The sequence below is a fragment of the Nitrospirota bacterium genome, from assembly GCA_030684575.1.
Lineage (GTDB): Bacteria > Nitrospirota > Nitrospiria > Nitrospirales > Nitrospiraceae > Palsa-1315.
Window position 1 is genome coordinate 72,330 of the sequence record JAUXVD010000020.1, and the last position, 21,354, is coordinate 93,683.

Annotated in this window: 20 protein-coding genes, 2 tRNA genes and 1 other RNA gene; 12 read left to right on the plus strand and 11 right to left on the minus strand. The window is 55.8% G+C overall.

Annotated features, from left to right (window positions below; genetic code table 11):
• Positions 1-34 precede the first annotated feature (34 nt).
• The 5 genes from Q8N00_14985 to Q8N00_15005 form a co-directional block, all read right to left on the minus strand.
• Positions 35-553 (minus strand): TIGR02266 family protein, encoded by a 519-nt coding sequence (locus Q8N00_14985; protein MDP2384097.1) that lies wholly within the window; start codon positions 551-553, stop codon positions 35-37.
• Between the two features lie 235 nt (positions 554-788).
• Positions 789-2,045 (minus strand): ATP-dependent Clp protease ATP-binding subunit ClpX, encoded by a 1,257-nt coding sequence (gene clpX, locus Q8N00_14990; protein ID MDP2384098.1) that lies wholly within the window; start codon positions 2,043-2,045, stop codon positions 789-791.
• Between the two features lie 14 nt (positions 2,046-2,059).
• A complete protein-coding gene (gene clpP / locus Q8N00_14995; GenBank protein MDP2384099.1) occupies positions 2,060-2,695 on the minus strand; it encodes an ATP-dependent Clp endopeptidase proteolytic subunit ClpP in 636 nt (211 codons plus the stop codon).
• Positions 2,696-2,762: 67 nt separating this feature from the next.
• A complete protein-coding gene (tig, locus tag Q8N00_15000) occupies positions 2,763-4,073 on the minus strand; it encodes a trigger factor (protein MDP2384100.1) in 1,311 nt (436 codons plus the stop codon).
• A gap of 69 nt (positions 4,074-4,142) precedes the next feature.
• Positions 4,143-4,225: transfer RNA gene (locus Q8N00_15005), tRNA-Leu, on the minus strand.
• A gap of 351 nt (positions 4,226-4,576) precedes the next feature.
• Between Q8N00_15005 and Q8N00_15010 the strand changes: the two genes are divergently transcribed.
• The 6 genes from Q8N00_15010 to Q8N00_15035 all read left to right on the plus strand — a co-directional run bounded on the left by Q8N00_15010 (position 4,577) and on the right by Q8N00_15035 (position 10,406).
• Positions 4,577-5,668: a HEAT repeat domain-containing protein gene (locus Q8N00_15010; protein MDP2384101.1), complete on the plus strand. Its 1,092-nt coding sequence runs from the start codon at positions 4,577-4,579 to the stop codon at positions 5,666-5,668.
• Between the two features lie 49 nt (positions 5,669-5,717).
• The gene (locus Q8N00_15015; protein MDP2384102.1) at positions 5,718-7,292 is read left to right on the plus strand and encodes a sigma 54-interacting transcriptional regulator; all 1,575 of its coding nucleotides are present in this window, start codon (positions 5,718-5,720) and stop codon (positions 7,290-7,292) included.
• Between the two features lie 241 nt (positions 7,293-7,533).
• Positions 7,534-7,989 carry a YHS domain-containing (seleno)protein gene (locus Q8N00_15020; GenBank protein ID MDP2384103.1) on the plus strand — a complete coding sequence of 152 codons (456 nt, stop codon included), beginning with the start codon at positions 7,534-7,536 and terminating at the stop codon, positions 7,987-7,989.
• Positions 7,990-8,055: 66 nt separating this feature from the next.
• A complete protein-coding gene (locus Q8N00_15025; GenBank protein MDP2384104.1) occupies positions 8,056-8,430 on the plus strand; it encodes a DsrE family protein in 375 nt (124 codons plus the stop codon).
• A gap of 72 nt (positions 8,431-8,502) precedes the next feature.
• Positions 8,503-9,102: a pyridoxamine 5'-phosphate oxidase family protein gene (locus tag Q8N00_15030; protein MDP2384105.1), complete on the plus strand. Its 600-nt coding sequence runs from the start codon at positions 8,503-8,505 to the stop codon at positions 9,100-9,102.
• Between the two features lie 59 nt (positions 9,103-9,161).
• Positions 9,162-10,406, plus strand: a complete 1,245-nt coding sequence (locus Q8N00_15035; protein MDP2384106.1) for an ABC transporter substrate-binding protein — start codon at positions 9,162-9,164, stop codon at positions 10,404-10,406.
• Between the two features lie 73 nt (positions 10,407-10,479).
• On the opposite strand, the gene Q8N00_15040 is transcribed toward Q8N00_15035, so the two are convergent.
• The 4 genes from Q8N00_15040 to Q8N00_15055 all read right to left on the minus strand — a co-directional run bounded on the left by Q8N00_15040 (position 10,480) and on the right by Q8N00_15055 (position 15,268).
• The gene (locus Q8N00_15040) at positions 10,480-11,610 is read right to left on the minus strand and encodes an OmpA family protein (GenBank protein MDP2384107.1); all 1,131 of its coding nucleotides are present in this window, start codon (positions 11,608-11,610) and stop codon (positions 10,480-10,482) included.
• Positions 11,611-11,643: 33 nt separating this feature from the next.
• Positions 11,644-12,072 (minus strand): large conductance mechanosensitive channel protein MscL, encoded by a 429-nt coding sequence (gene mscL / locus Q8N00_15045; protein MDP2384108.1) that lies wholly within the window; start codon positions 12,070-12,072, stop codon positions 11,644-11,646.
• 50 nt (positions 12,073-12,122) lie between these two features.
• The gene (locus tag Q8N00_15050) at positions 12,123-13,229 is read right to left on the minus strand and encodes a DUF481 domain-containing protein (protein MDP2384109.1); all 1,107 of its coding nucleotides are present in this window, start codon (positions 13,227-13,229) and stop codon (positions 12,123-12,125) included.
• Between the two features lie 392 nt (positions 13,230-13,621).
• Positions 13,622-15,268, minus strand: coding sequence for an AsmA family protein (locus Q8N00_15055; GenBank protein ID MDP2384110.1), 1,647 nt, complete (start codon positions 15,266-15,268; stop codon positions 13,622-13,624).
• 138 nt (positions 15,269-15,406) lie between these two features.
• Here Q8N00_15055 and Q8N00_15060 point away from each other — a divergent pair.
• From Q8N00_15060 to Q8N00_15085, 6 genes are all read left to right on the plus strand, one after another.
• A tRNA-Ser gene (locus tag Q8N00_15060) sits at positions 15,407-15,496 on the plus strand.
• 114 nt (positions 15,497-15,610) lie between these two features.
• Positions 15,611-15,710: signal recognition particle sRNA small type (gene ffs, locus Q8N00_15065), an RNA gene on the plus strand.
• A gap of 100 nt (positions 15,711-15,810) precedes the next feature.
• The gene (gene dnaX / locus Q8N00_15070) at positions 15,811-17,655 is read left to right on the plus strand and encodes a DNA polymerase III subunit gamma/tau (protein ID MDP2384111.1); all 1,845 of its coding nucleotides are present in this window, start codon (positions 15,811-15,813) and stop codon (positions 17,653-17,655) included.
• Positions 17,652-17,975: a YbaB/EbfC family nucleoid-associated protein gene (locus Q8N00_15075; GenBank protein MDP2384112.1), complete on the plus strand. Its 324-nt coding sequence runs from the start codon at positions 17,652-17,654 to the stop codon at positions 17,973-17,975. Before dnaX ends, Q8N00_15075 begins: the two co-directional genes overlap by 4 nt.
• 14 nt (positions 17,976-17,989) lie before the next feature.
• Complete coding sequence (recR, locus tag Q8N00_15080) at positions 17,990-18,592, plus strand: recombination mediator RecR (GenBank protein MDP2384113.1); 603 nt, start codon at positions 17,990-17,992, stop codon at positions 18,590-18,592.
• Between the two features lie 95 nt (positions 18,593-18,687).
• Positions 18,688-19,131 (plus strand): TraR/DksA C4-type zinc finger protein, encoded by a 444-nt coding sequence (locus Q8N00_15085; GenBank protein MDP2384114.1) that lies wholly within the window; start codon positions 18,688-18,690, stop codon positions 19,129-19,131.
• A gap of 74 nt (positions 19,132-19,205) precedes the next feature.
• Here Q8N00_15085 and Q8N00_15090 read toward each other — a convergent pair whose 3' ends face one another.
• On the minus strand, positions 19,206-20,132 hold the full coding sequence (locus Q8N00_15090; GenBank protein ID MDP2384115.1) for a hypothetical protein: 927 nt from the start codon (positions 20,130-20,132) through the stop codon (positions 19,206-19,208).
• 363 nt (positions 20,133-20,495) lie between these two features.
• Positions 20,496-20,837, minus strand: a complete 342-nt coding sequence (locus tag Q8N00_15095) for a hypothetical protein (protein ID MDP2384116.1) — start codon at positions 20,835-20,837, stop codon at positions 20,496-20,498.
• Positions 20,838-21,354: the final 517 nt, after the last annotated feature.

The window sequence follows — 21,354 nt, forward strand, 5'->3', positions numbered from 1 at the left end:
AACAGGAAATCACTCGAACGCAGACGGATGATCGCTAGGCCGGCTGACCGACAGGCTGAAGAGATTTCACCAAGTCCAGCACGAAATTACGGATATCCGGGTTAATCTCCGTAAAGCGCACCCCCATGCCAGGACTAAAGGTATATTGATCTGCCTTGGGACAGACCCAGGCGACGAGACCCTTCGCGGGCAACCATTCTGACGGCTTTTCTGGTAGCGAAAATTCAAGCGCGAGCTTGGTACCGACTGGGAGAGGATTGTGGCTTTCGATAAAGAGCCCGCCTCCGCCGATGCCGCCTGCGCGACTTTCAAACTGCTGGCCCTCAGGAGTTTTATATTTGATACGGAACGTGAGTGCCACTCGCGGCTCATTCCTGGTTTCTCGGCTCGTCGGGGGATTGCGATAGGCCAGGATCTGGTCGATGACGAAATCCCAGGACAAATTGCCCATCGGTTCGCCGTTGATACCCAAGAGGGTGATCACTTCACGGGTCGCATCAAGGTCGAGAGCTTTGCCTTTGTGTCGAAGGCTTGAAGACACTGGATATTTCACACGTCCTCCGCGTTCAAGAGTGACAAGGCAAGTATAGCGCAGCCTTCTAGCTTGTCGAGGAAAAGCGCAAAGTCATCAATCTGTCAAAATTGGGTCGAGAAATATGGCCAGGAGCAGGCCTATTCTGGAGAGCGGCTTACTGGGAACATCCCAGGCCAGGAATGATCCTGGCCTGGAGAGCGTTACGGTTCGACGAGTAAACAATTACACGACACACAGACTGACTTGCAATAACTTAGGCTGTTTTCGCTTCCTTATCCTGCTCGAAAATCCTGATGGGGGCATGCTTCCCAAGGATCGCATCTTCGGTGATAAGGACTTCCTTGATCTGCTTCTGCGAAGGTGCGTCGTACATCACGTCTAACATCACGTCTTCGAGAATGGCGCGCAAGCCACGAGCGCCTGTCTTCTGAACAAATGCCTTCCGCGCGATCGCGCCCAACGCGCCTTCCGTGAACTTGAGCTTCACTTTTTCGAAGGAGAGTAGCTTCTCGTACTGTTTCGTGAGCGCGTTTTTCGGTTCGGTCAAAATTCGAATGAGGGCTCGTTCATCCAACTCATCCAGCGTGGCCACAACCGGCAACCGGCCGACGAACTCCGGAATCAAACCGTATTTAAGGAAGTCTTCCGGCTGCACTCTTGCGAACAATTCACCGAGCCGAATTTCGTTCCGACCTCGGACTTCGGCTCCGAATCCCATCGATTTTCGATTTAGACGCTGCTCAATAATCTGTTCAAGCCCGACGAACGCTCCGCCACAGATGAACAGGATATTGCTCGTGTTGACCTGAATAAACTCTTGGTGCGGATGTTTGCGACCACCTTGAGGCGGGACATTGGCGACCGTTCCCTCGATGAGCTTGAGGAGCGCCTGTTGCACCCCTTCGCCCGAGACATCGCGGGTAATAGAGGGGCTGTCGCTCTTCCGGCTGATCTTATCGATTTCATCGATGTAGACAATGCCTCGCTCAGCCCGCTCAACATCGTAGTCCGATGCCTGCAACAGCTTGAGGATGATATTTTCCACATCTTCACCGACATACCCTGCTTCGGTCAGCGTTGTGGCATCGGCCAACGTAAAGGGCACGTCCAGGTACTTCGCGAGGGTTTGGGCCAATAAGGTTTTCCCTGTGCCCGTGGGCCCCAGCATGAGGATATTGCCCTTTTGGAGCTGAACCTCGTCAGTATCTTTGTCTTTAGCCGAGATTCGCTTGTAGTGGTTATGCACGGCCACCGAGAGGATTTTCTTGGCCCGCTCCTGTCCCACGACGTATTGATCCAAGTGGTGTTTAATTTCCACCGGCTTCTTGATTTTTGACGAAATCTCTTCTTTGGCTTCTTCCCAATCCTCGGCAATGATATCGTTACAGAGGTTGACGCATTCGTCGCAAATATAGACGGTAGGTCCGGCAATCAACTTGCGGACTTCGTCGCGGCTCTTTCCACAAAACGAGCAGCGGAGATGTCGATCCATCTTATCCTGCTTAGCCATGCGTCCTCCCCCTGTTACTTGTCCTTCGCCCCGTCTTTTCCTGCATCGCCACTGACGGCCTTGAGAATCTTCGGTGGCCGCGAAATGACTTCGTCGATGAGGCCATACTGCTTGGCTTCTTCTGCGGACAGGAAATAGTCCCGTTCGGTGTCCTGCGCGATTTTTTCCAGAGGCTGGCCGGTATGTTTCGCCATGATCTCGTTAAGTCGTTCGCGGATTTTCAAAATCTCCCTGGCATGAATGTCGATTTCAGTGGCTTGCCCGGAAAATCCGCCCATAGGCTGGTGAATCATGACCCGTGCATTCGGCAACGCAAATCGCTTGCCCTTCGTTCCCGCGGTCAGCAAAAAGGCCCCCATGCTGGCGGCCTGGCCCAGGCAAATGGTGTTGATCGGGGGTTTCACATATTGCATGGTGTCGTAAATGCCCAATCCAGCCGTGACGCTTCCACCGGGAGAGTTGACGTAGAGATTGATATCTTTTTCAGGATCCTCAGCTTCGAGGAACAAGAGTTGGGCAATAATCAGATTGGCAAAGACGTCGTCGATAGGCGCACCGAGAAAAATAATCCGATCTTTTAAGAGCCGGGAATAAATATCGTAGGCGCGTTCGCCCCGGTTCGTCGTTTCGATGACAATGGGAACCAGCATGCCTGTCGTTCCTTTCCGCTTACAGCCTATTGAAACCGAGATACAAGACCTGCCCTGAACCTCGGTGCTATCCCTGAATCACCGCATTGCGGTACACAAAATCCAGAGCTTTATCCGCTAAAATCCTGGCGCGTAATTCGTCGATCGACTCTTGTCCGCCGGCTTTGACCATCTTGACGAGATCGGCAGGCGGCATTTTAAGCTCAGACGCCAGCCGCATGATCTCCGCATTGAGATCGTCCTGAGTGACCGTCAGCCCTTCCTTTTCGGCGATCGCTTCCAGCACGAGTCCGAGCTTCACGCGGCGCGCCGCTTCGTCGCGGTGCTCCTGACGAAGAGCCGTGACATCTTCCGCACTGGGCGCTTCCTGGGCAGCGCCTTTTCGTTCCTGCTGCTGTACGTGCTGGCGGATGATGGCCTCCAGCTCCCGTTCAACGAGGGTCTCCGGAAGATCGAAGTGATGAGTCTCCGCAAGCCGTTTGATAATCGTATCCTTATAGGTGTCCTCGATCTCTCGCTTCAGCGCCTGCTCCATCCCGCTCCGCAGTTTATCTTTGATTTCCTGAAGCGTGGTGTAGGGGCCGCAGTCTTTGGCAAATTCATCGTCCAAGACCGGCAGTTTCTTTTCTTTGACGGATTTGACCGTCAACGTGAACAAGACTGTTTTGCCGGCGACACGTGGGTCCGGATGACTGGCCGGATAGGGCTGGGATATTTCGAGCACATCCGTCTCTTTCTTCCCCACGACATGCGAATCGATTTCTAGTCCCAAGACGGACGCCTTCGAACCCACCTTATGGAGTTGCCCGTCCTTCTTCGCTCCATCCAACGGAGCGCCATCGAGCGTGCCTTGCACGTCCAGCACAATATAGTCTCCATCCACGATGGCATGGCCGGTTGGCGCGGCTTCCAAGCGTGCCTGCTGCTCGCGCAACACCTCAAGTCCTCGGTCGAGCTGTTCGTCGGTGACGGTTCGCTTGTCCGGCTTGAGCGAAATCGGGCTCGGTGCCTTATAGTCTCGCAACTCGATGGTTGGCTTGATCTCGACGGTTGCGGTAAAGGTGAACGGCTCGTCTCTCTTAATCTTGACCCGATCCAACGGGGGAATTTCAACGAGGACCGGCACAATACCAGCTTGACGAACAGCCTTGTCGTAGAAATCCGGCACAAGGCTTCGAATCACATCCTCTTCCACGGATTTGGAATAGCGTTTCTCCAGCAAGGCCAGGGGGGCCTTGCCAGGACGAAATCCCGGGATGTTGACCTGGCGGTTCAACTCAACATACGCTCGGGCAAACCGTTGCGTGACCTCATCGGCCGGCACCTCGATCTTGAGGGCGCGTTTCATCGGTCCTAGTTCGGTCACTTCCATTTTCATAGCTGATACTACCCTTTATCTTGTAAGAAGGCTTACAGGTGTCACTGTACTGTCGAGCCATCCGTGGTTTGGTGCGAGCGGAGGGACTTGAACCCCCACGGTTACCCACGAGATCCTAAGTCTCGCGCGTCTGCCAGTTTCGCCACGCTCGCATAGTGAGGTCCGCTGAAGTCGGATCCAGCATGAGAAGCACACAAGCGAAATGACTCAATAGCGTCAGTCTTTTGTACCGTTGGATACCGCCTACTGTCAACCCATACTCCTGGGGGAGGACGCTTCTGACCGCGGCCTTGACCGCTGCAAGAACGAATAGAAACAGAGGATGGACGGCAGACACTTCATCGCCACTCTTCCCTGCCAATACCTGCAAGTTGCGTCGAAACAACGCGTGGTAGCACCCTCCTCTCGTGGGGGGTATAATGTGCTGGAGTATAGTGGAGTTCCAGTCTCCGGCCTGTTGAATGCCTCCGGTGAGGCTACTGTCCCTGATAAGGAGGTGCCTGATGCGAGCATGTCTCCTCTCTTCTCTGGCCTGTGCGTGCATACTCCTACCAAGTCCGTCATGGGCTTACCGAGATTACTTTACGGCAGATCAGAAGGCACAACTTGCCAAAGTCCAGACGGTGCTCGTCGACGCAATAGCCCTTACCGAAAAGGGCACCGTCGATGCGGGACCGATCGTCGAGATTGCCTCGCGCCGTCTCGGAGAACTGGGCTATACCATGGTGCAGGATCGCACGAAGCCCCATGACGCGGTGTTTAAGGTGAAGTGTGAGCAGCGGAAGACGTGGGAAGGGACCACCGCTGCCGGTGGTGATGCAGATTTACCCGATGCGCCGTCGAGGCTCTGGAAAGGACCTGCCTGCCAGCTGACCTATCTGTTGGGAGACCTGAAGGTCAAATGGCAACGGGAGGTACGGACCGATTTTGACGATGCGGTCACAGCAGCCCAATCCGCGCAAGCCGGAGAAGCCGGCGCCTACGCCATACAGAAACTCACCGACGGATTAGAGAAATACGAGTTTCCCCTTCTATTGACGGCGGAATGGGGCCAACCGGATCGGCTGCTAAAACTCTTGGATTCTGCCGGGACCAACCAGGCACGCAAGGTCAAGATTATCTCGTTGCTCGGAGAAATGCAGGCTGACGAAGCCTTGCCCAGGCTGAAGCAGGCACTCCAAGACCGAGACTTGGCAAAACAGGCCTTGGCGGCGATGGGCAATCTCGGGAGGGAGAGCATTCCTCTGCTGGTCGAGATCATGAACACGTCAGCGGACCTTGAGGTGCAAGCCGCAGCGGCCAAGGGGTTGGGCCAACTGGGCGGGTTGCATGGAGATGCCTCCGTCGTGCTGCCGCTGTTGAGAAAGCTGAAGGATCCCAAGACAGACTGGCTCGTTCTTACGGAGGTCGCCTGGTCCTTGGGAAAGATTCCGGATAAGCGCTCGATCGAGCCCTTGTACGACCTTAATAGACAACTACAAGCCATGCGTGATCCGGAGAATATGCGGTTGCAGAAGCTGAAAGCCGCGGTCTATTGGTCGATCAAACAGTGCGACACCTGGGATCAATTCAGCTCGTTGACAATCTTCGGTTAGGTGCTTATCGTCCTCCGAGTCGGCTGATTGCCGGCTCGGAGACAACAGGATGAACACCGTTCCCCCCTCGACTCCTCCTCCTCTCAAATCTCCCGATGTGTTGGAGCGGATTACACTCCAGATGGCGTCGAGTCTCGACCTCCAAGTCGTACTGGCCACGATCACACAGGGGTTGGTGGAGGAGCTGGATGCGGCCTTCGCCCGCATCTGGCTTTTAGGTCCAGGCGATCTTTGCGCCGACTGTCACAAGGCTGCCGACTGTACGAATCGAAGTCGCTGCCTGCATCTTGAAGCGAGCGCCGGACTCTATACCAATCTCAACGGTGAATACCGTCGCATTCCACTGGGGGCGTTGAAGATCGGAAAGATCGCCCAAGGCACCGGATCGATCTATACGAACGACGTCCTCGGCGACGACCGACTCCCAAACAAACAGTGGATGCAAGACAACGGGCTCCACTCATTTGCTGGCCACCCGCTGAAGTTCCGACGGGAACTGCTCGGCGTCATCGCGATGTTCGGACGCCGGCCGCTGAGCGAAGAGGAGTTCGAACGATTGGCCGTCTATGCCAATGAGGCCGCAATTGCGATCAAAAACGCGCAGCTGTTTACGGAAGTTCAACAGCTCACAGATCGGCTGCAAGCCGAGAATCTCTACCTTCGCGAAGAAATCAAACTCGAGCATAACTTCGAAGAGATCATCGGCGAGAGCCAGAACATCAAGGCCGTGCTGCGATCGATCGAACAGGTCGCACCGACCGACTCAACCGTCCTCATCCGTGGAGATACCGGGACGGGCAAGGAACTGATCGCCAGGGCGATTCACCACATGAGCCCGCGCAGGGCACGCTCCCTTGTGAAGGTGAACTGCGGCGCGATCCCCGCGAACCTCCTCGAGAGCGAACTCTTCGGACATGAAAAAGGATCGTTTACCGGGGCATTACAGCGCCGCATTGGCAGATTTGAGTTGGCGGATGGTGGGACAATCTTCCTGGATGAAGTGGGAGAGCTCCCGCTCGATGCCCAGGTAAAACTTCTGCGCGTGTTGCAGGAACGGGAATTCGAACGAGTCGGCAGCGGTCATTCAACGAAAGTCGATGTGCGGGTGATCGCCGCGACTAATCGCGACCTGCATACAGCGGTGAAGGCCGGTTCTTTCCGGGCCGATCTCCTCTACCGGCTGAATGTGTTTCCGATCGAGGTGCCACCCCTGTCTGCCCGTGCAGCCGATATTCCATCCTTGGCCAGCCACTTCATCGCCAAGTTTTCAGCCAAACTTAACAAGCGATTCGACGGTGTGTCTCATGCGACCATGGACCGTTTGATGACCTATTCATGGCCCGGGAACATTCGAGAGCTGGAAAATGTCATCGAACGGGCAACGATTCTCGCAAACGGGCCGATACTGCAAATCGATGACGCATTTCTCCATGCAGCCCCTGCCCCATCACATCACAAGGGAACCATGGAAGAGGTCGAACGAGCGTATGTCCTCCATGTCCTACAGGAGGTGAACTGGGTCATTGAAGGAAAACAGGGCGCCGCCACTCGGCTGGGTCTCCATCCCAACACGCTACGTTCACGCATGCAAAAACTCGGAATCAAGAAGCCTCGTCTCGATTGACAGCATCGATCCCTGTCCTCTCCCCACACGAGATATCGTAGTTCCTCGAAATACCGTGGACCGATCTTCGGAACGTTCTGATTCTCCTCATCGGCGAAAAGTCCGACAAGTCACCATAGATCAATGAGTTGTCTTCACTCCACGGGCGCAGTGTCGTGTGGCATCGGCCTTGCGGTAGTGCAGGAGCGCGATGGCCATCGCAGTGAAGACATTCAAGAGTTCAATAACAGGAAGGACCTCCATGGCACTGAAACAGACCATTCAACTCGCCATGCTGATTCTCGTGGGATCAGTGGCTACAGCCCTTGCCAACGATGTGGCGATCAGCACCCCGGGTCTCAGCGGCTATGACCCAGTCGCCTACTTTACCGACGGGAAGGCGGTGCGAGGGAGCGGCTTTCACGTGACGGTACAGGATGGCGTAACCTATGCCTTCGCCACCGACGAACATAAAACACTCTTCATAAAGAGCCCGGAAAAGTATCTGCCGGTCTACGGGGGGTATTGCGCCTACGGTGTGGCCCTAGGCAAGAAATTTGTGGCTGATCCTGAGATGTGGAGGATCGTAGGAGGCAAGCTCTACCTGAATCTGGATAAAGGCATTCAACAAAAGTGGGAGAAGGACATTCCTGGCTACCTCGTGAAAGCGGAGAAGAACTGGCTCGGGATCAAAGACAAGAACGCGTCGGATCTCTAAAACCATGGGAGTAGGCGTCATAGCTGTCCATAATTTAGTACAGATCATTCCATGCAAGGAGAACTCATGAAAACTGCCATCATCATTCTGTCCGATCCGAAAAGTGGTTCTGAGGAAGCGCTTGGACGAGTCTTTAACGCGCTGGCCCTCGCGTCCGAATGTAAACAGAAGGGCGACGAAGTCGCCGTGGTATTCAATGGTGCCGGCACGCGCTGGCCGGCTGAGTTGAGCAAACTCTCGCATCCGGCCAATGGCCTCTACAACGTAGTCCGCGATGTCGTACAGGGCGCCTCATGCGGATGTGCGGAGGTCTTTGGGGCGACGGAAAGTGTCAAGGCTTGCGGAGTCCCGATTGTGAAGGACCATGCATTGGCCGGGACAGCAGGCCTCTTAAGTTTGCGGCGCTACCTGGCGGACGGCTGGCAGACGGTCGTGTTTTGAGTCAAGCCCCAGGAGACGGCTGTGAGGCCGTCTCCTGGATACGGTGTAACTGAAGACAACCAGGGAGAGACCATGGCAACGAAGTATCTCGATCTGATGTTCACGGATGCGGTGCGCCGTGCGCAGGCCCAATATTACGGGCAGGTAAGCAAGATTGCTGGCGCCCCCGACCGAGACCCGCTGGGCCAGGCAGAGGCGGAATTCATTGCCGCTCGGGACAGTTTCTACATGGGATCGATCAGTGAGAGCGGCTGGCCCTACGTTCAGCATCGAGGCGGACCTGCAGGATTTTTACGATTGTTCAACGAGACAACCCTGGTCTTTGCCGACTACAAAGGCAATCGGCAACTGCTGAGCACAGGCAACCTGTCGGTGAACGATCGGGTGGCGCTGTTTCTCATGGACTACAAGAACCGGGAGCGGTTGAAAATTCTTGGCCATGCCCGTGTCGAGGATGCCCTGGCGCATCCGGAACTGATCGAGCAGGTGACAGACCGTAACATGCGGTCAAGCGTGGAACGGCTGATCTTCATCGATGTGGTCTCGTTCGACTGGAACTGCCCGAAGTACATCACGCCACGCTACTCGACAGATGAGGTCCAGGAGGTGGCCGGTCCGTTGAGGAGGCGTATTGCCGAACTGGAGGCAGAGCTTCTTTCGAGGAAATCGTGATGGCATTCCGCCACGAGCGGAAACAGCGCGGGTAGGTTGTCCTATAACAGGAGGGACCGATGACTGAGTTTTCACGCAGACGGTTTTTACAACTTTCCGCAGCAACCGGCGGTGCTTTAGTGTTCGGGAACCTGATTGGACAAGTGATGGGACTCACGGGGAGGGCGAGTCTCGCCGCCACAGGCGATCCGGTCAAGATCGGCATACTCGATCCATTGTCGAGCCCCTACAAAACATCGTCGATTCATGATGTCCATGGCGCCAATGTCGCGGTGGACCTGTTCAATAAGCAAGGTGGTGTATTGGGTCGACCAGTGGTCATTCTGGATGCGGACGATGCCTCGAATCCAGATACCGCTCTGAAGGCGGCGACGAAGTTTATCAAGGAGGATCGCGTCGACGTACTGATCGGCACCTTCAACGGGGACTGTGCGCTGGCTGTCAGTGCCCTAGCGCAGAAGGAAAATACGCTGTTCATGGTGACTGGTGCGCACCTTCCCGAGCTGACGGGAGCAGCCTGTAACCGGCAGACCTTTGTGTTCATGCCCAACGCAAGAATGATGGCGCAGGCTGTCGCGCCATATATTGCGAAAGCCTACGGAACTCGCTGGTACATGATCACGGCTGCCACCGTCGATGGCAGGGCGGCGGCTCAGGCAATGCTGGAGACAGGCAAGTCTCTCGCAGTTGATTTCGTCGGAGAGACCGTCACGCCGTTCGGCTCAACCGATTTTGTAGCGGCCTTCGCTGAGGCAAAAATCAAGAACCCCGCGGCGATCATTTTGAATCTCTATGGATGGGATCTCGTGCATGCGTTGAAAGCCTATACAAAACTGGAACTGGCTCAAGGGAAGATCGGCGTGGGGGGCATGATCGCGGGCGAACAGATCGGTCGCCCGTTGGGTTATGCCAATAATGCCGGCATCTGGGGTCTGATCTGGGACCCGAAGATCGACACCGACAGCTCACGACGATTCATCCAGGGCGTGATCGACAAATACAATCATACGCCCACATCGCGTTGTTATCTTGGCTACGCAGCGGTGACGCAGATTCTCGAGGCGATGCAACGGGCCGGGACAACGGAGACCGCCGCCCTCATCAAGGCGTTGGAAGGGCATGCGTTCGATGGATTAAAGGTAGGCCCGTCCTCCTTCCGTGTTTGGGATCACCAACATGTGCAGGATGTCCTCGTCGGGGAGGCGTACGGGAAGGAGCTGGGACTGGGCCACTACAAGATTCTGGCTACGGTTGCCGGGGATCGTATTGCGGGGACGATCGAGCAGAATGCCTGTCCGTTGTAGCGAACAGCCACAACGGCAACGGGGGCCTCTCCATGCTGGAGAGGCCCCCGTTGTTTGTCTTCTACGCGACGCGCTACTTCGTGACGCGCACTTCGACACGGCGGTTCTTCGCCCGGCCGGCATCGGTCGTATTCGGTGCCTCGGGTTTGGTATCCGCATAGCCATGAGTGGTGACGGCGCTCAAGCCACCTTCTCCCAGAGCCTTGGCTGCATTGGCAGCGCGAGCTTCTGACAGCTCCATATTCGTCGGGAACTTTTTCTTCAACGCGCTGCGGATCGGGCGGTTGTCCGTGTGGCCATCAACCGCAACCTTGTACTCGGGATAATCTTTCAAGATCGCGCCCACCTGCTTGAGCGCGTTGGCACCGGCAGCCTGGAGTTGATCTTCGCCTGACCCGAAGAGATAGCCTGAGGCCAGGCTGATCAGCAGTCGCTCATTGTTCAAATCGACCGTGATATTCCCCTTGTTGATTTGCGGACGGAGGGCTTTGATCAGCCCGCGCTGAGCCTCTTTTAATTTCGCCATTTCTGCAGACAAGTCACCGCGAAGGCCGGCCAGTTCCTTGTCACGATCGGCGAGTTGTTTTTCGAGGTCTGCCGTCCGCTGCTTGGCGGCGGCGAGCTCAGCAGCGAGTTTCTCCTTATCACCGGAAGCCGCGCTCATTGCGGCCAGTTGGCTTTCGAGTTCGGCAATCCGCTGCTTGGAGGCGGCGAGGTCGGCGGCAAGTTTATCTTTGGCCCCGGCAGCTCCCGCCATAGCGGCGAGTTGGGCTTCAAGATCAGCGGTACGTTGTTTCGCCGAGGCCAATTGGCGCTCGAGATCTCCCACCCGCTGTTGCGACTGGCTGAGGTCGCCCTGGGCAGAGGAGAGTTGGCTCGCAAGTTTCGCGGAATCGCCCGCGCCTGAACGGAGTGATGCCAGCTCTCGATCGCGCTCGGCGAGTTGCCGTTCCAGATCGCTGACGCGACTGCTCAATACACCATTCTGTTTTTGTGCCGCCTCGAGTTCATCCGCCAGCCGCTGCCGCTCTTTGTCCAAGGCAGCGAGGCGTGCACTCATATCATCGGACGGCTTGACCACGCTCACTTGGTTGCGATGTCGGTATTCGTAGCCGCCATCGCAGCAAATAACATCTTGCTTGCTGCAGCCGGCGGCCGTGATGAGGGCCATCGTGGCGAGAATGGGTAGCGTAAGATACTTCATAGTACGGGTCTCCTCATGGTTACAGTTCATTGCCTACACAATGGATGTGCAATGTGCACACTTCGTCGCCTTGATGGGAATCGCGGACAAACAATGTACGCAATCTTTGGTCGTGGGAGGTCCGGCAGGCGGAGTCTTCTTCAACCGGTTCACTTGCTTCACCAGCATGAATATTACGAACGCGATAATGATAAAGTCAAATGTCGCCTGCAGGAAGACTCCGTAGTTGATGGTAGGGGCTCCCGCTGCTTTGGCCGCTGTCAGTGAGGGTTGAGGGGTGCCTGACAGATTGACGAAGAGACTGGCGAAATCAACTTTGCCCATCAGCAATCCAAGGGGAGGCATGAGCACGTCGCTGACAAGCGATGTGACGATTTTCCCAAAGGCCCCTCCAATGATCACACCGATCGCCATATCGAGCACGTTGCCCTTCATGGCGAACTCTTTAAATTCTTTCAGCATAGTTCCTCCTTAAAGGATATTAGGGTGTACGGCATTTGCGGCTATCGAGCCTACCGTTTCCTGGTCGTATCGAAGTTGTATCCTATGGTCATGAGATACATGTTGTCCGTATCCCCGGTGCCACTTGCCGGACTGCTGTTATAACGCGTCGTCACTTGGAAGCCGCTCACGAAACCCTCGAATAGTTTGAACCGCACACCATTGTCCATCGTGAGGTAGTAATTCTTGGTGTTTTGCAACGAAGGGTAGAATTCGCTGAAATGGTAGAGCGTGACTCGCTCGTCGAACAGCGGCCAATTAAGTTTTATCGACCCTCGGCCACGGGTCGAAGAGGCGTCGTTGCTCACTCGGAAATCTTCGTTGAAGTATGCGAGACCGGCTTCCGCGTAGAGCGTCATGTCCTTCAGGATGCCGTTGAAGTCGCCTCGGTCGACAAATTGGTAACCGGGGCCGCTTGCAAGGGCGGTTCGCATTTTCAGATCCTGGAATGTATCGCTTTCAAAATAAGCCGAGGCGAACCAGAAAAATCGTTTCGTGATGAAGAAGTCCAGCTTAATCGTCCCACGTGCGTTTCGAGCGATGAGGGTGTTCGCGTTATCGCCGTAGACATAGCGACCGTTAATCGACAAACGGAGCTGTTCGCTCCGGGCCACGAAGTCGCCGAGCAAACTGGCATTTTTCAGATGACTGTTCCCGGTAGTTTGGGAATAGCCGCCGGTGAGGCTGCCCGTATAGATCACTGGCGGTTGAACCAGTGGATTCAACGCGATGATTGAATCGATAGGGACCTCCATCGTTCCTTTCATCGGTTCCGCTTTCACATTCATCGTTCCATTGGGGCCCTCAGTGGCCGTGCCGATCAAGACCGTCCCCTCCTTGAGATGAAAGGGGATAGGGTGGTTAATGGCCAGCTTTGACACGGTGGCCCATTTGATCTTGACGAGATTGTCCGCGGCAGCAGCAGTCTTGATTAATAAGACTCCGCCGGACATCTCGACCACTTCGCCATAGAGCACACTGCCGTCCTTCAACGTGACCACGTCCAAGACTGCAGGGGCAACTGAGATATCCCCAGTCGCGGAGGTATCAGCGGCTGCGACAAGTCCCGGTATTGTCAGACAAGTGAGCAGCACGAAGAGTACAAATCCACTTTTCATCAGCAGAACCTCCCTAGAGAATAATTGATTGTATGGGTCGTCCAAATGCTACGCAACTAAGATAAATGCAAATTAGGATAATTGGTTTACGTAAAGAGGCCGAAGGTGTCGACCTTTGCTGCATGTAATCGGCTCGTGTAAAGCAAAGTCGATGCCGTGGATATGGCTTCGCTTCTTTCGTTGATGATCCTTCCATGATGAGGGTGGGGGCACTGTTGAAATCTAGGTTCGGCGCTCTATTTCTGTGGTTGATTTGTCCTGGCGGGGGCTATTCCACCACAGACAGGCGGCGAAAAGATCTGAACGAATGTGCGTGCGAAGGCATGGGGCTCCTGAACAGATGATGGCTGCGAGTAGGAGCTGCGCAGACGCCTTCTTTCGCGCAGCTGGTACTATCTCAAGAATCCTTTCAACAGGTCCTGTCCTTTTTGTTTGAGGTCCTCAGGATTAGTTGAGCCTTTGAGTAGCTCGCCGATGGCTTCCTTTACTTTCTCCTTCACCTGCTCCTGTGCCTTCCCGGTCATGCCTTTCATGTCGAGACTATAAGATGGCGCCTGGGCCGTTCCGGTGATAATCAGCGGGAGACTTAAGTGGCCCTCTTTCATGGCGAGTTTGGCAACAGGCGATGCGCCGGCAATCTTCTGACTCAGGTCCTGCGACAGGTTGAGGTTCATGGTCAGGTTGAGTATCTGGTCAAACCCGATGGTGCCTCCCCCTGTTGTTTGGAAGTCGTGGCTGTCCATCAAGAGGCGCTGTACGTTGATCACGCCTCGCTTGATGGCGAGGTCCGTTTCGATCGTCGAGAATGCTGTGGCCTTGGCATTGTCGAGCGAGATGCCTGCGACATTGAATATCGAGACCGCTTCCTGGAGAAGGTTCACGCCCTCGATCTTCCCGTCTTTGACAACGACGTGGCTGGTCCCTTCCAGAGCGTTGGTGAGGTCCGGCATGGAAAATCCGCGTCCTTGCAACGCAAGGTCGGCTCCTGCCGTTCCGCTGATCGACACCTGCGTGGTCGCAACGGCCTCAAGGGCAGGCCCGAGCTGGAGTCCTTGGATCGTCACGGTGCTCTTGAACGGTGGAGCATCGGACCCTGCGATCACGCTGCCCTGTCCCTTGACCTGCCCATTAAACAGTTGGAACGAGAGGTTGTTCAGCTTGGCTTCTTGGCCCTTCACTTCCGCGGCAATCTTGAGTTCCGTGATGTCGACAGGTTTGTTGAGGGGAAGGGCAACCGGTAGATTCGCGGTATTGATCAGCGGCGAACTCATATTCACGGTCGCATTCTGACCGGCGGTCTTTCCCGTGATGGTGAACTCGGTCTTGCCCAGCCCGAGCCGGATGTTGATCGCGTCGATGTCCGCAGTTTCCTTCAACGGACCAAAGGTACCGTCGACGGTCACGGGCATATTGAACGGCTGGACAAGCATGGCAACATGGAGGCTCGGGGTTTGGCCGAGACGAACGGCTTGGAGAAGAAGCTCCATATCCTGCAAGACATACTCGAGCGGTGTGGCGGCCGACAGGTCTCGGTAGGTGAGTTTTCCGCCCGCAATGGAGACGCGATCGACGGCCAGAAGGGCCAGGATCTTGAGCGGACCGTCTGTCGATGGAATCGGCGCCCGGGAGGGAGTTTCAGGCGTCGGGATGCCGGTTCTTCCGATGGTCGAGACGTTCAGGACGCCGCTCTTGTTCTTGATCACCGTGATAACTGGATCGCGAAGCGAGATCTCTTCGACCTCGACCTTGCCGCTGAGCAAGGGCCTGAGCTTGACCCCGATATCAAGCGACGTGAGTGACATAAATGGAGTTGCCCCGAACGCCGGGTCGTCCAACACGGCAAACCCGGCCACGCGTGCACCGATTCTTGGCCAGATCGTCAGGCGGATGTCTTGCAGCTGAACCTTACGGTTGAGCGCCTCTTCGAGCAGCGGTTTGTACTGATCTTGGTATTTGTTGAGGTCGACGAGAAAGGGGAGGGAGAAGATGGCGGCAACCACGATGATGACCAGGATGCCCAAACCGATAAGAATTTTCATAGCCAGCCCTCCCCCCCTTAATTCTTTTCAGTATAGAAAGGGAATTCGAGAGGGTCAATGCCATGCAGATGTGCTCCGTTCTTACCTTGCTGGTCACTAGACCGCGTGTTAAGATGCGCGCCTCGCGAACATCGATGCGGAGAGGTGCGAGAGTGGTCGAATCGACATGCTTGGAAAGCATGCGTCCCAGCAATGGGACCGTGGGTTCAAATCCCACCCTCTCCGCCAAAAAATAGTGCTGCGCCTGGGTCCTGAATGCTGAGCGTCGTCAGGAAAGTTCGGACAAGACCGTCCCTTCTTTATCTCAGCACCCATTCCACAGCACTCGGCGCTTTGAATAGGGGCTGGGCCCTGTGCAACGGAACCCTGTGAACCCCGCCAGGTCCGGAAGGAAGCAACGGTAAGCGGTTAGTTCTGTGTGCCGCAGGATCACCTGGCCCCGCTTTGCACGAGAGGCATGGGGCGAGCGGCTCGAGGCAAGAGGTCAACAAGAATGTCCGAGCCTCAAGCCCCTCGCTCAGCGCCTCTCGCCACATAAAATTATGGATTACCAAGTTTCAGCCAGAAAATACCGGCCGGGCACGTTCGATGACGTGATCGGGCAGCCACATGTCGTGCAAACGCTGGTCAATTCCATCGCCACGCAACGTATTGCCCAGGCCTATCTTTTTTCAGGCACCCGCGGCGTAGGAAAAACCACCGTCGCAAGAATTCTCGCCAAAGCGCTCAATTGCGAACGGGGGCAGTCCGGTACGCCCTGCGGCACCTGCTCTAACTGTCTTGAGATTGCACAGGGCACCTCCGTCGACGTCATGGAGATCGACGGCGCGTCCAATACGAGCGTGGATGATGTGCGCGAGATCCGTGAGAACGTCAAGTTCGCCGCCTTTCGCGGAAAGTACCGGGTCTACATCATCGACGAAGTGCACATGTTGTCGAACTCGGCGTTCAACGCCCTCTTGAAGACGCTGGAAGAGCCGCCCCCGCACGTCGTGTTCATCTTTGCCACCACCGAGATTCATAAAATTCCGGCGACCATTCTTTCCCGTTGTCAGCATTACAACTTCCGGCGCATTGCGCGGGCTGAAATTGTCGAGCGGCTGCGACATGTGGTCAATCAGGACCAGATCGTGCTCGAAGAGCGAAGCTTGATAGCGCTGGCCCGGGCCAGCGAAGGCAGTATGCGGGACGGGTTGAGCCTGCTCGACCAAGCCGTGGCATTCGGCGGCAAGACGATCGTGCATGCGGATCTGGAAGCCTTGTTGGGTGCCGTTCCACAAGAGCTTGTTCGCGCCATGATTGAGGCGATTACGGCACAAGAAAGCGCCGGGGCGCTTCACGTCCTGGCTCAACTGCTGGACCAGGGACATGATCTGCGGGCCTATTGTGCAGAGGTCGTCGAGTATCTTCGGAATATGCTCGTGGTATCGGTCGTGCCCTCACCGCAGGAACAGCAGGGGTTAATCGAAGCCGCGGCGGAAGACCTTGAACAGATGGCAACCGATGCCCGCTCGTTTACGCCGGAACAGCTCCAAGACCTGTTTGCCATTTTCACGCAAGCCGAGGACTCGCTCAGGCTCAGCGCGCATCCTCGATTCGTGCTCGAAACAGCCGCGGTGCGCGCAACCAGACTACTGCGTCGAGCAGAGGAAAAATCGGCGCACGTGGTCCCGCCAGCCCAGACGGCACGCCCGGCTCAGCCGGCTCCGGCCCGCACAGGCCTGTCTCCTGCGCCAACTCGTTCTGCAGAGCCAAGCCCCTCCTCTCCATCACCTCGAACGTCCCAGCCGACGACGCCGTTGCCGACTGCTCCCATGCCCCCGAGGCCTGCCGTCGCCACGAATACGGCACCTCCGCGAAGTCTTCCCACGAATCCTCCAACTGCCCGGCCTCCCGTCCCTGCCGTCGAGGTCAAAAAATCATCGCCTTCGATTGCGCCTTCGACTGAGGATGGACGCGCGGTGGTGACATTGAATTGGGAACAGGTCCAAGAGGAAGTGGCGAATGTGTCTTCCAGGATTGCGGCGTTCCTGGAGCGAGGGAGATTTGTGGGCATAGACGGCCATGTCGTGACGATTGGGTTTGCCAAACAAGCGACGGGGGCCCGAGGGATGATCGAGAACGCTGATAATATGGCGGTGCTGACATCGATCTGTGAACGGCTGAGCGGTCAAACTGTGCGGGTGCGGATCGTTGAATTGACAGAGGCTGATCCTCCAGGACAGACGATGGCACAGCTCAGGGCGACGAAGGAAAAAGAACAAAAACAGATCCTATTCGAGCAAGCGAGGGCACATCCTGTCGTCAAACAGGCCCTGGAAATGTTCGGCGCAGAACTCGCAGAAGTCAGGCCGGTAGCGAGCCAGAAGGAGGAGGGAGAGACATGAAAAATCCGTTAGCGAATATGGGCAATATCTTGAAGCAGGCCCAGGCGATGCAGGCACAAATGGCCAAAGTGCAGGAACAAGCATCGGCCAAGACCGTGACCGGAACGGCGGGCGGTGGCAGCGTGACCGTCACGGCCAATGGGGCCATGCAACTGCTCGGCATCGTCATCGATCCCGAAGTCGTGAAAAGTGGGGACGTGGAGATGGTGCAGGATCTGGTCATGGCGGCATCGAACGATGCCCTTCAAAAAGCCCGCGAGATGATGGCGAACGAAATGAAAGCCGTGACCGGCGGAATGAATGTTCCCGGTCTCTTCTAACAGGCAAATAACCTATGGCCGTTGATCAACAAGGATTACTCGCACGGTTGGTGCGCGAATTAGTCCGTCTCCCCGGCATCGGACAAAAGTCGGCGCAGCGATTGGCCTTTCACGTCTTGAAGGCCGAGCGCGAAGAGGCGCTCCGCTTGGCTGAGGCGATTCGAGCCGTCAAAGACGGCCTCTCCTTTTGCCGACAATGCCGGAACATCGCAGAGGGAGAACTCTGTGAGTTTTGTCTCGACCCGAAACGGGACCAGACAAGAATCCTCGTGGTCGAAGAGCCGAGTACGACCTATGCCATCGAACGGGCAGGCGCATACCGCGGCTTATATCATGTGTTACTCGGCGCCTTGTCTCCGTTGGATGGAGTCGGACCCTCCGATATCAGGGCCGAGGAACTGGTCGATCGGGTAAAGCGTGGAGGCATTCAGGAGGTCATTCTCGCGACGAGTCCGACGATCGAGGGGGAGGCAACCGCTATCTATCTGACGAACCAACTCAAACCTCTCGGGGCCCGTGTTTCACGTATCGCCTATGGCATCCCGGTTGGAATGGATATCGAATATGCCGACGACGTCACATTGCTGAAATCGATCGAAGGCCGCCGGGATCTCTAGAGGCTCCGTCCCCCTGTCTCCCATTGACCCCTCTCCAGGCCCCTGCTATAGTTTCCGACGCTCTAGGCATTTTCACTCCATAGGCAGACTGCGGTATGAAAGCAAGCCCTTCCACCAAGCGCATCTCGTCCACTCCCTCAGCGGAAAAACCGGTTGCACCTAAACGCAAAGCCAAGGCAGCGGCCCCTGGGGATAAATACGAGGCCATTCGGCGTGATCTGGAGCAACAGCGACGGATCATCTTATCGGAAGCTGTCGAGGGTTTAGCCAACCCAAACGGGCAAGAAGCGCTCCCGGATGTGAGCGATCAAGCCTCTGCGGAAGCCGATCAAAATTTTTCGATGAGGATCCGTGAGCGCGAACAACGACTGGTCAAAAAAATAGACGAAGCGCTCGGTCGAATCGACCAGAACATCTATGGCATCTGTGAACGCTGCGAAGAAGAGATTCCCTATCCGCGACTCAAAGCCCGTCCCGTCACCACCCTCTGCATCGATTGCAAGACCCTCGAAGAGCAGGAAGAAAAAGCTCGGCGGTAAACGCCAGATTTTCTCTTCATCACGACACATCGTCGCAGGCGTGATCCATGACAGCATCATGTTGAGTCAAGGCACTAGTGTTTGAGCGCCTTGACTCGTTGCTGGACCAGCGCAATGCGGCTGGCCTCATCGGGGATCCCCTCGACCAGCGCAAGGTAGGTCTCATACTCCGCGAGGGCCCGCTTGGGGTTCGAAGGCTCGATGGCTTCGGCCAGGTTGTAGCGGGCAATGGCATAATTGGGTCGAAGTGTGACGGCTTTCTCAAATGAAAGGAGCGCGTTCACCTTATCTCCCAGATCGCTGTACACCGTCCCGAGATTGTTCAGGACTTCTGGTGTGTTCGGTCTGATGGCCAACGATTGAAGCATTTCCGTCTTGGCCTTCTCCTGCTGCCCCTTCCCTTTCCATGCTTGGCCTAATTTATGATGGGCCTCTGCCAGCCAGACCTTGTTCGTAAAGCCACTCGTGACCGCTTTCTGATAGGCGTTGGCTGCGATATCGTAGTTCTGTGACCCACAGTAGGAGAGTTGTGCGGTTTGCCCTCGCGCGAATTGCTGAAGCGAGGGGAAGGGCTCCTTGTCTTCTGCACCTTGACTGTCGAGCTGTTGCCCTGGCTTCTGCCCGCTCGGGTGGCGCAGCCGTTCCAAGAACTCCCGTCGATAGGGCGAGAACAGCCGTACATAGGGGTCGATCGTCACGGAGGCCTGAAGCAGCGAGGGTTGTTCGCGTGAGCCAAGAACCAAATACTGTGTCGTCGTTTTCTCGTCGCCGGTTTCGTACAGAGCGCTCGAGTCCATACTCGACTTTGAGGACAGATTCGCGACGTTGAGATAGAACTCCAATGCCGGCTTTAGCCGCGTCAAGGTATGCCGAAGGATCGGATAGGGATTGAGGTCGAGCCCTGATGAAAAGGTAAAGAGGGCTCCGATCAGTAGGCCATCTTCATCGAAAAAATAGGACTCATCGCCATGCGATGGGCTTCGATCGGCAGGAAGGATCATCTCATGGCCGGAGCCCCAGGCCTGAACCTTCAAGGTAGCGGCGGGATGTATCTTAAGGAAGTCTGGTTTCGAAGCGCATAGCGTAACGGGCTTCAGAAGGACCAGATCGCTTTCGGATGGGGGGAGATTCGGCTTAGGGACCTGAGTTTCACAAGCGCTCAGAGTGAGGATCAGGCCTAGCCCGCAGACCAGCCACCGGCAAACTGGTGCAGCACCTGGCGATTGCGTATCACGTGACATCAGCCTCACGAAGGGAAGCATACACGAAACGTGGAAGAGTTTGCCAAATGGATCACAAGACAACGCCCGCTCTCAGGGGAAAGCGGGCGTTGGTAGAATTTACGAGCAGGATTTCTCGGAAAATTATCGCCGCTGACTATCCAACATCGAATCTTCGGTCGTGTAACCGAACAGATACGGCAACTTGCTGGTGAGTGCGTATATCGGTCGATTCACGCCGTAATCCAGCGCGACCCCGACAGGGTGCAACAAGAAGCCGGTCCAGCGCCAGGGGTTATCGCTAGGGGCAGCTCCGGCCGCCACATCGGTGTAAACCAAGGACGTGGGGTCCATCACACTATAGATACTGGCTGGGGTGGTATAGCCTCCATCTGCATCGGCCAAGGCCTGCTGCTGGCGATTCCCAGCGCACCCGACGGCGGTGGCCAGAAGAAGAATTCCTACGGCAAGAGCTGTTGTCCGCATTATTGACCTCACTTGTCTGGTACGGTTCAGGGCCCATGCTCACTCGACAAACTGAAGTGTAGCCGACCTCCCGGATTCTGTCCAGGCATGGAACGGTTCAAGCAACTCTATGAAAATCGAGAATTTTATGGACAGAGAAAGAAGACGTGGTGGGCGATACTGGTATCGAACCAGTGGCCTCTTCCGTGTGAAGGCAAATCAGGTAGTTTTTCAGATTGCTCGTTGTTGCAATGGTTTCCCCATTTATCTTTGCGATTCCGAGAGGTTCGAGCGTTCTGTTCATTCTACTGAGTTCATTCCATTCCGTTGTTTCTGGATCTTTTCTGGCACAAAAATGACCACAGCAAAAGTACGTAGATCCTCAAAGCGTATAGACGATCCTTCTTGACTTGAGGTAGATAGTAGACAGTGGGTAATGGCCATTAGCTCACAACGACCGCATTGACGAAACGTGGATTGAACCCGTGTTTGAACGCGATCTCGACTTCGCCTTATTTTACAAATAGTTGGAAGACTT

Coding starts and splice junctions, on each gene's coding strand:
- Q8N00_15090 (MDP2384115.1), bottom strand. CDS start 20,132: ATGATCCTTCCTGCCGATCGAAGCCCATCGCATGGCGATGAGTCCTAT.
- Q8N00_15075 (MDP2384112.1), top strand. CDS start 17,652: ATGAAAAATCCGTTAGCGAATATGGGCAATATCTTGAAGCAGGCCCAG.
- Q8N00_15020 (MDP2384103.1), top strand. CDS start 7,534: ATGGCACTGAAACAGACCATTCAACTCGCCATGCTGATTCTCGTGGGA.
- Q8N00_15095 (MDP2384116.1), bottom strand. CDS start 20,837: ATGCGGACAACAGCTCTTGCCGTAGGAATTCTTCTTCTGGCCACCGCC.
- Q8N00_15055 (MDP2384110.1), bottom strand. CDS start 15,268: ATGAAAATTCTTATCGGTTTGGGCATCCTGGTCATCATCGTGGTTGCC.
- Q8N00_15085 (MDP2384114.1), top strand. CDS start 18,688: ATGAAAGCAAGCCCTTCCACCAAGCGCATCTCGTCCACTCCCTCAGCG.
- Q8N00_15035 (MDP2384106.1), top strand. CDS start 9,162: ATGACTGAGTTTTCACGCAGACGGTTTTTACAACTTTCCGCAGCAACC.
- Q8N00_15040 (MDP2384107.1), bottom strand. CDS start 11,610: ATGAAGTATCTTACGCTACCCATTCTCGCCACGATGGCCCTCATCACG.
- clpP (MDP2384099.1), bottom strand. CDS start 2,695: ATGCTGGTTCCCATTGTCATCGAAACGACGAACCGGGGCGAACGCGCC.
- tig (MDP2384100.1), bottom strand. CDS start 4,073: ATGAAAATGGAAGTGACCGAACTAGGACCGATGAAACGCGCCCTCAAG.
- Q8N00_15050 (MDP2384109.1), bottom strand. CDS start 13,229: ATGAAAAGTGGATTTGTACTCTTCGTGCTGCTCACTTGTCTGACAATA.
- clpX (MDP2384098.1), bottom strand. CDS start 2,045: ATGGCTAAGCAGGATAAGATGGATCGACATCTCCGCTGCTCGTTTTGT.
- mscL (MDP2384108.1), bottom strand. CDS start 12,072: ATGCTGAAAGAATTTAAAGAGTTCGCCATGAAGGGCAACGTGCTCGAT.
- Q8N00_15010 (MDP2384101.1), top strand. CDS start 4,577: ATGCGAGCATGTCTCCTCTCTTCTCTGGCCTGTGCGTGCATACTCCTA.
- Q8N00_15025 (MDP2384104.1), top strand. CDS start 8,056: ATGAAAACTGCCATCATCATTCTGTCCGATCCGAAAAGTGGTTCTGAG.
- dnaX (MDP2384111.1), top strand. CDS start 15,811: ATGGATTACCAAGTTTCAGCCAGAAAATACCGGCCGGGCACGTTCGAT.
- Q8N00_15015 (MDP2384102.1), top strand. CDS start 5,718: ATGAACACCGTTCCCCCCTCGACTCCTCCTCCTCTCAAATCTCCCGAT.
- Q8N00_15030 (MDP2384105.1), top strand. CDS start 8,503: ATGGCAACGAAGTATCTCGATCTGATGTTCACGGATGCGGTGCGCCGT.
- recR (MDP2384113.1), top strand. CDS start 17,990: ATGGCCGTTGATCAACAAGGATTACTCGCACGGTTGGTGCGCGAATTA.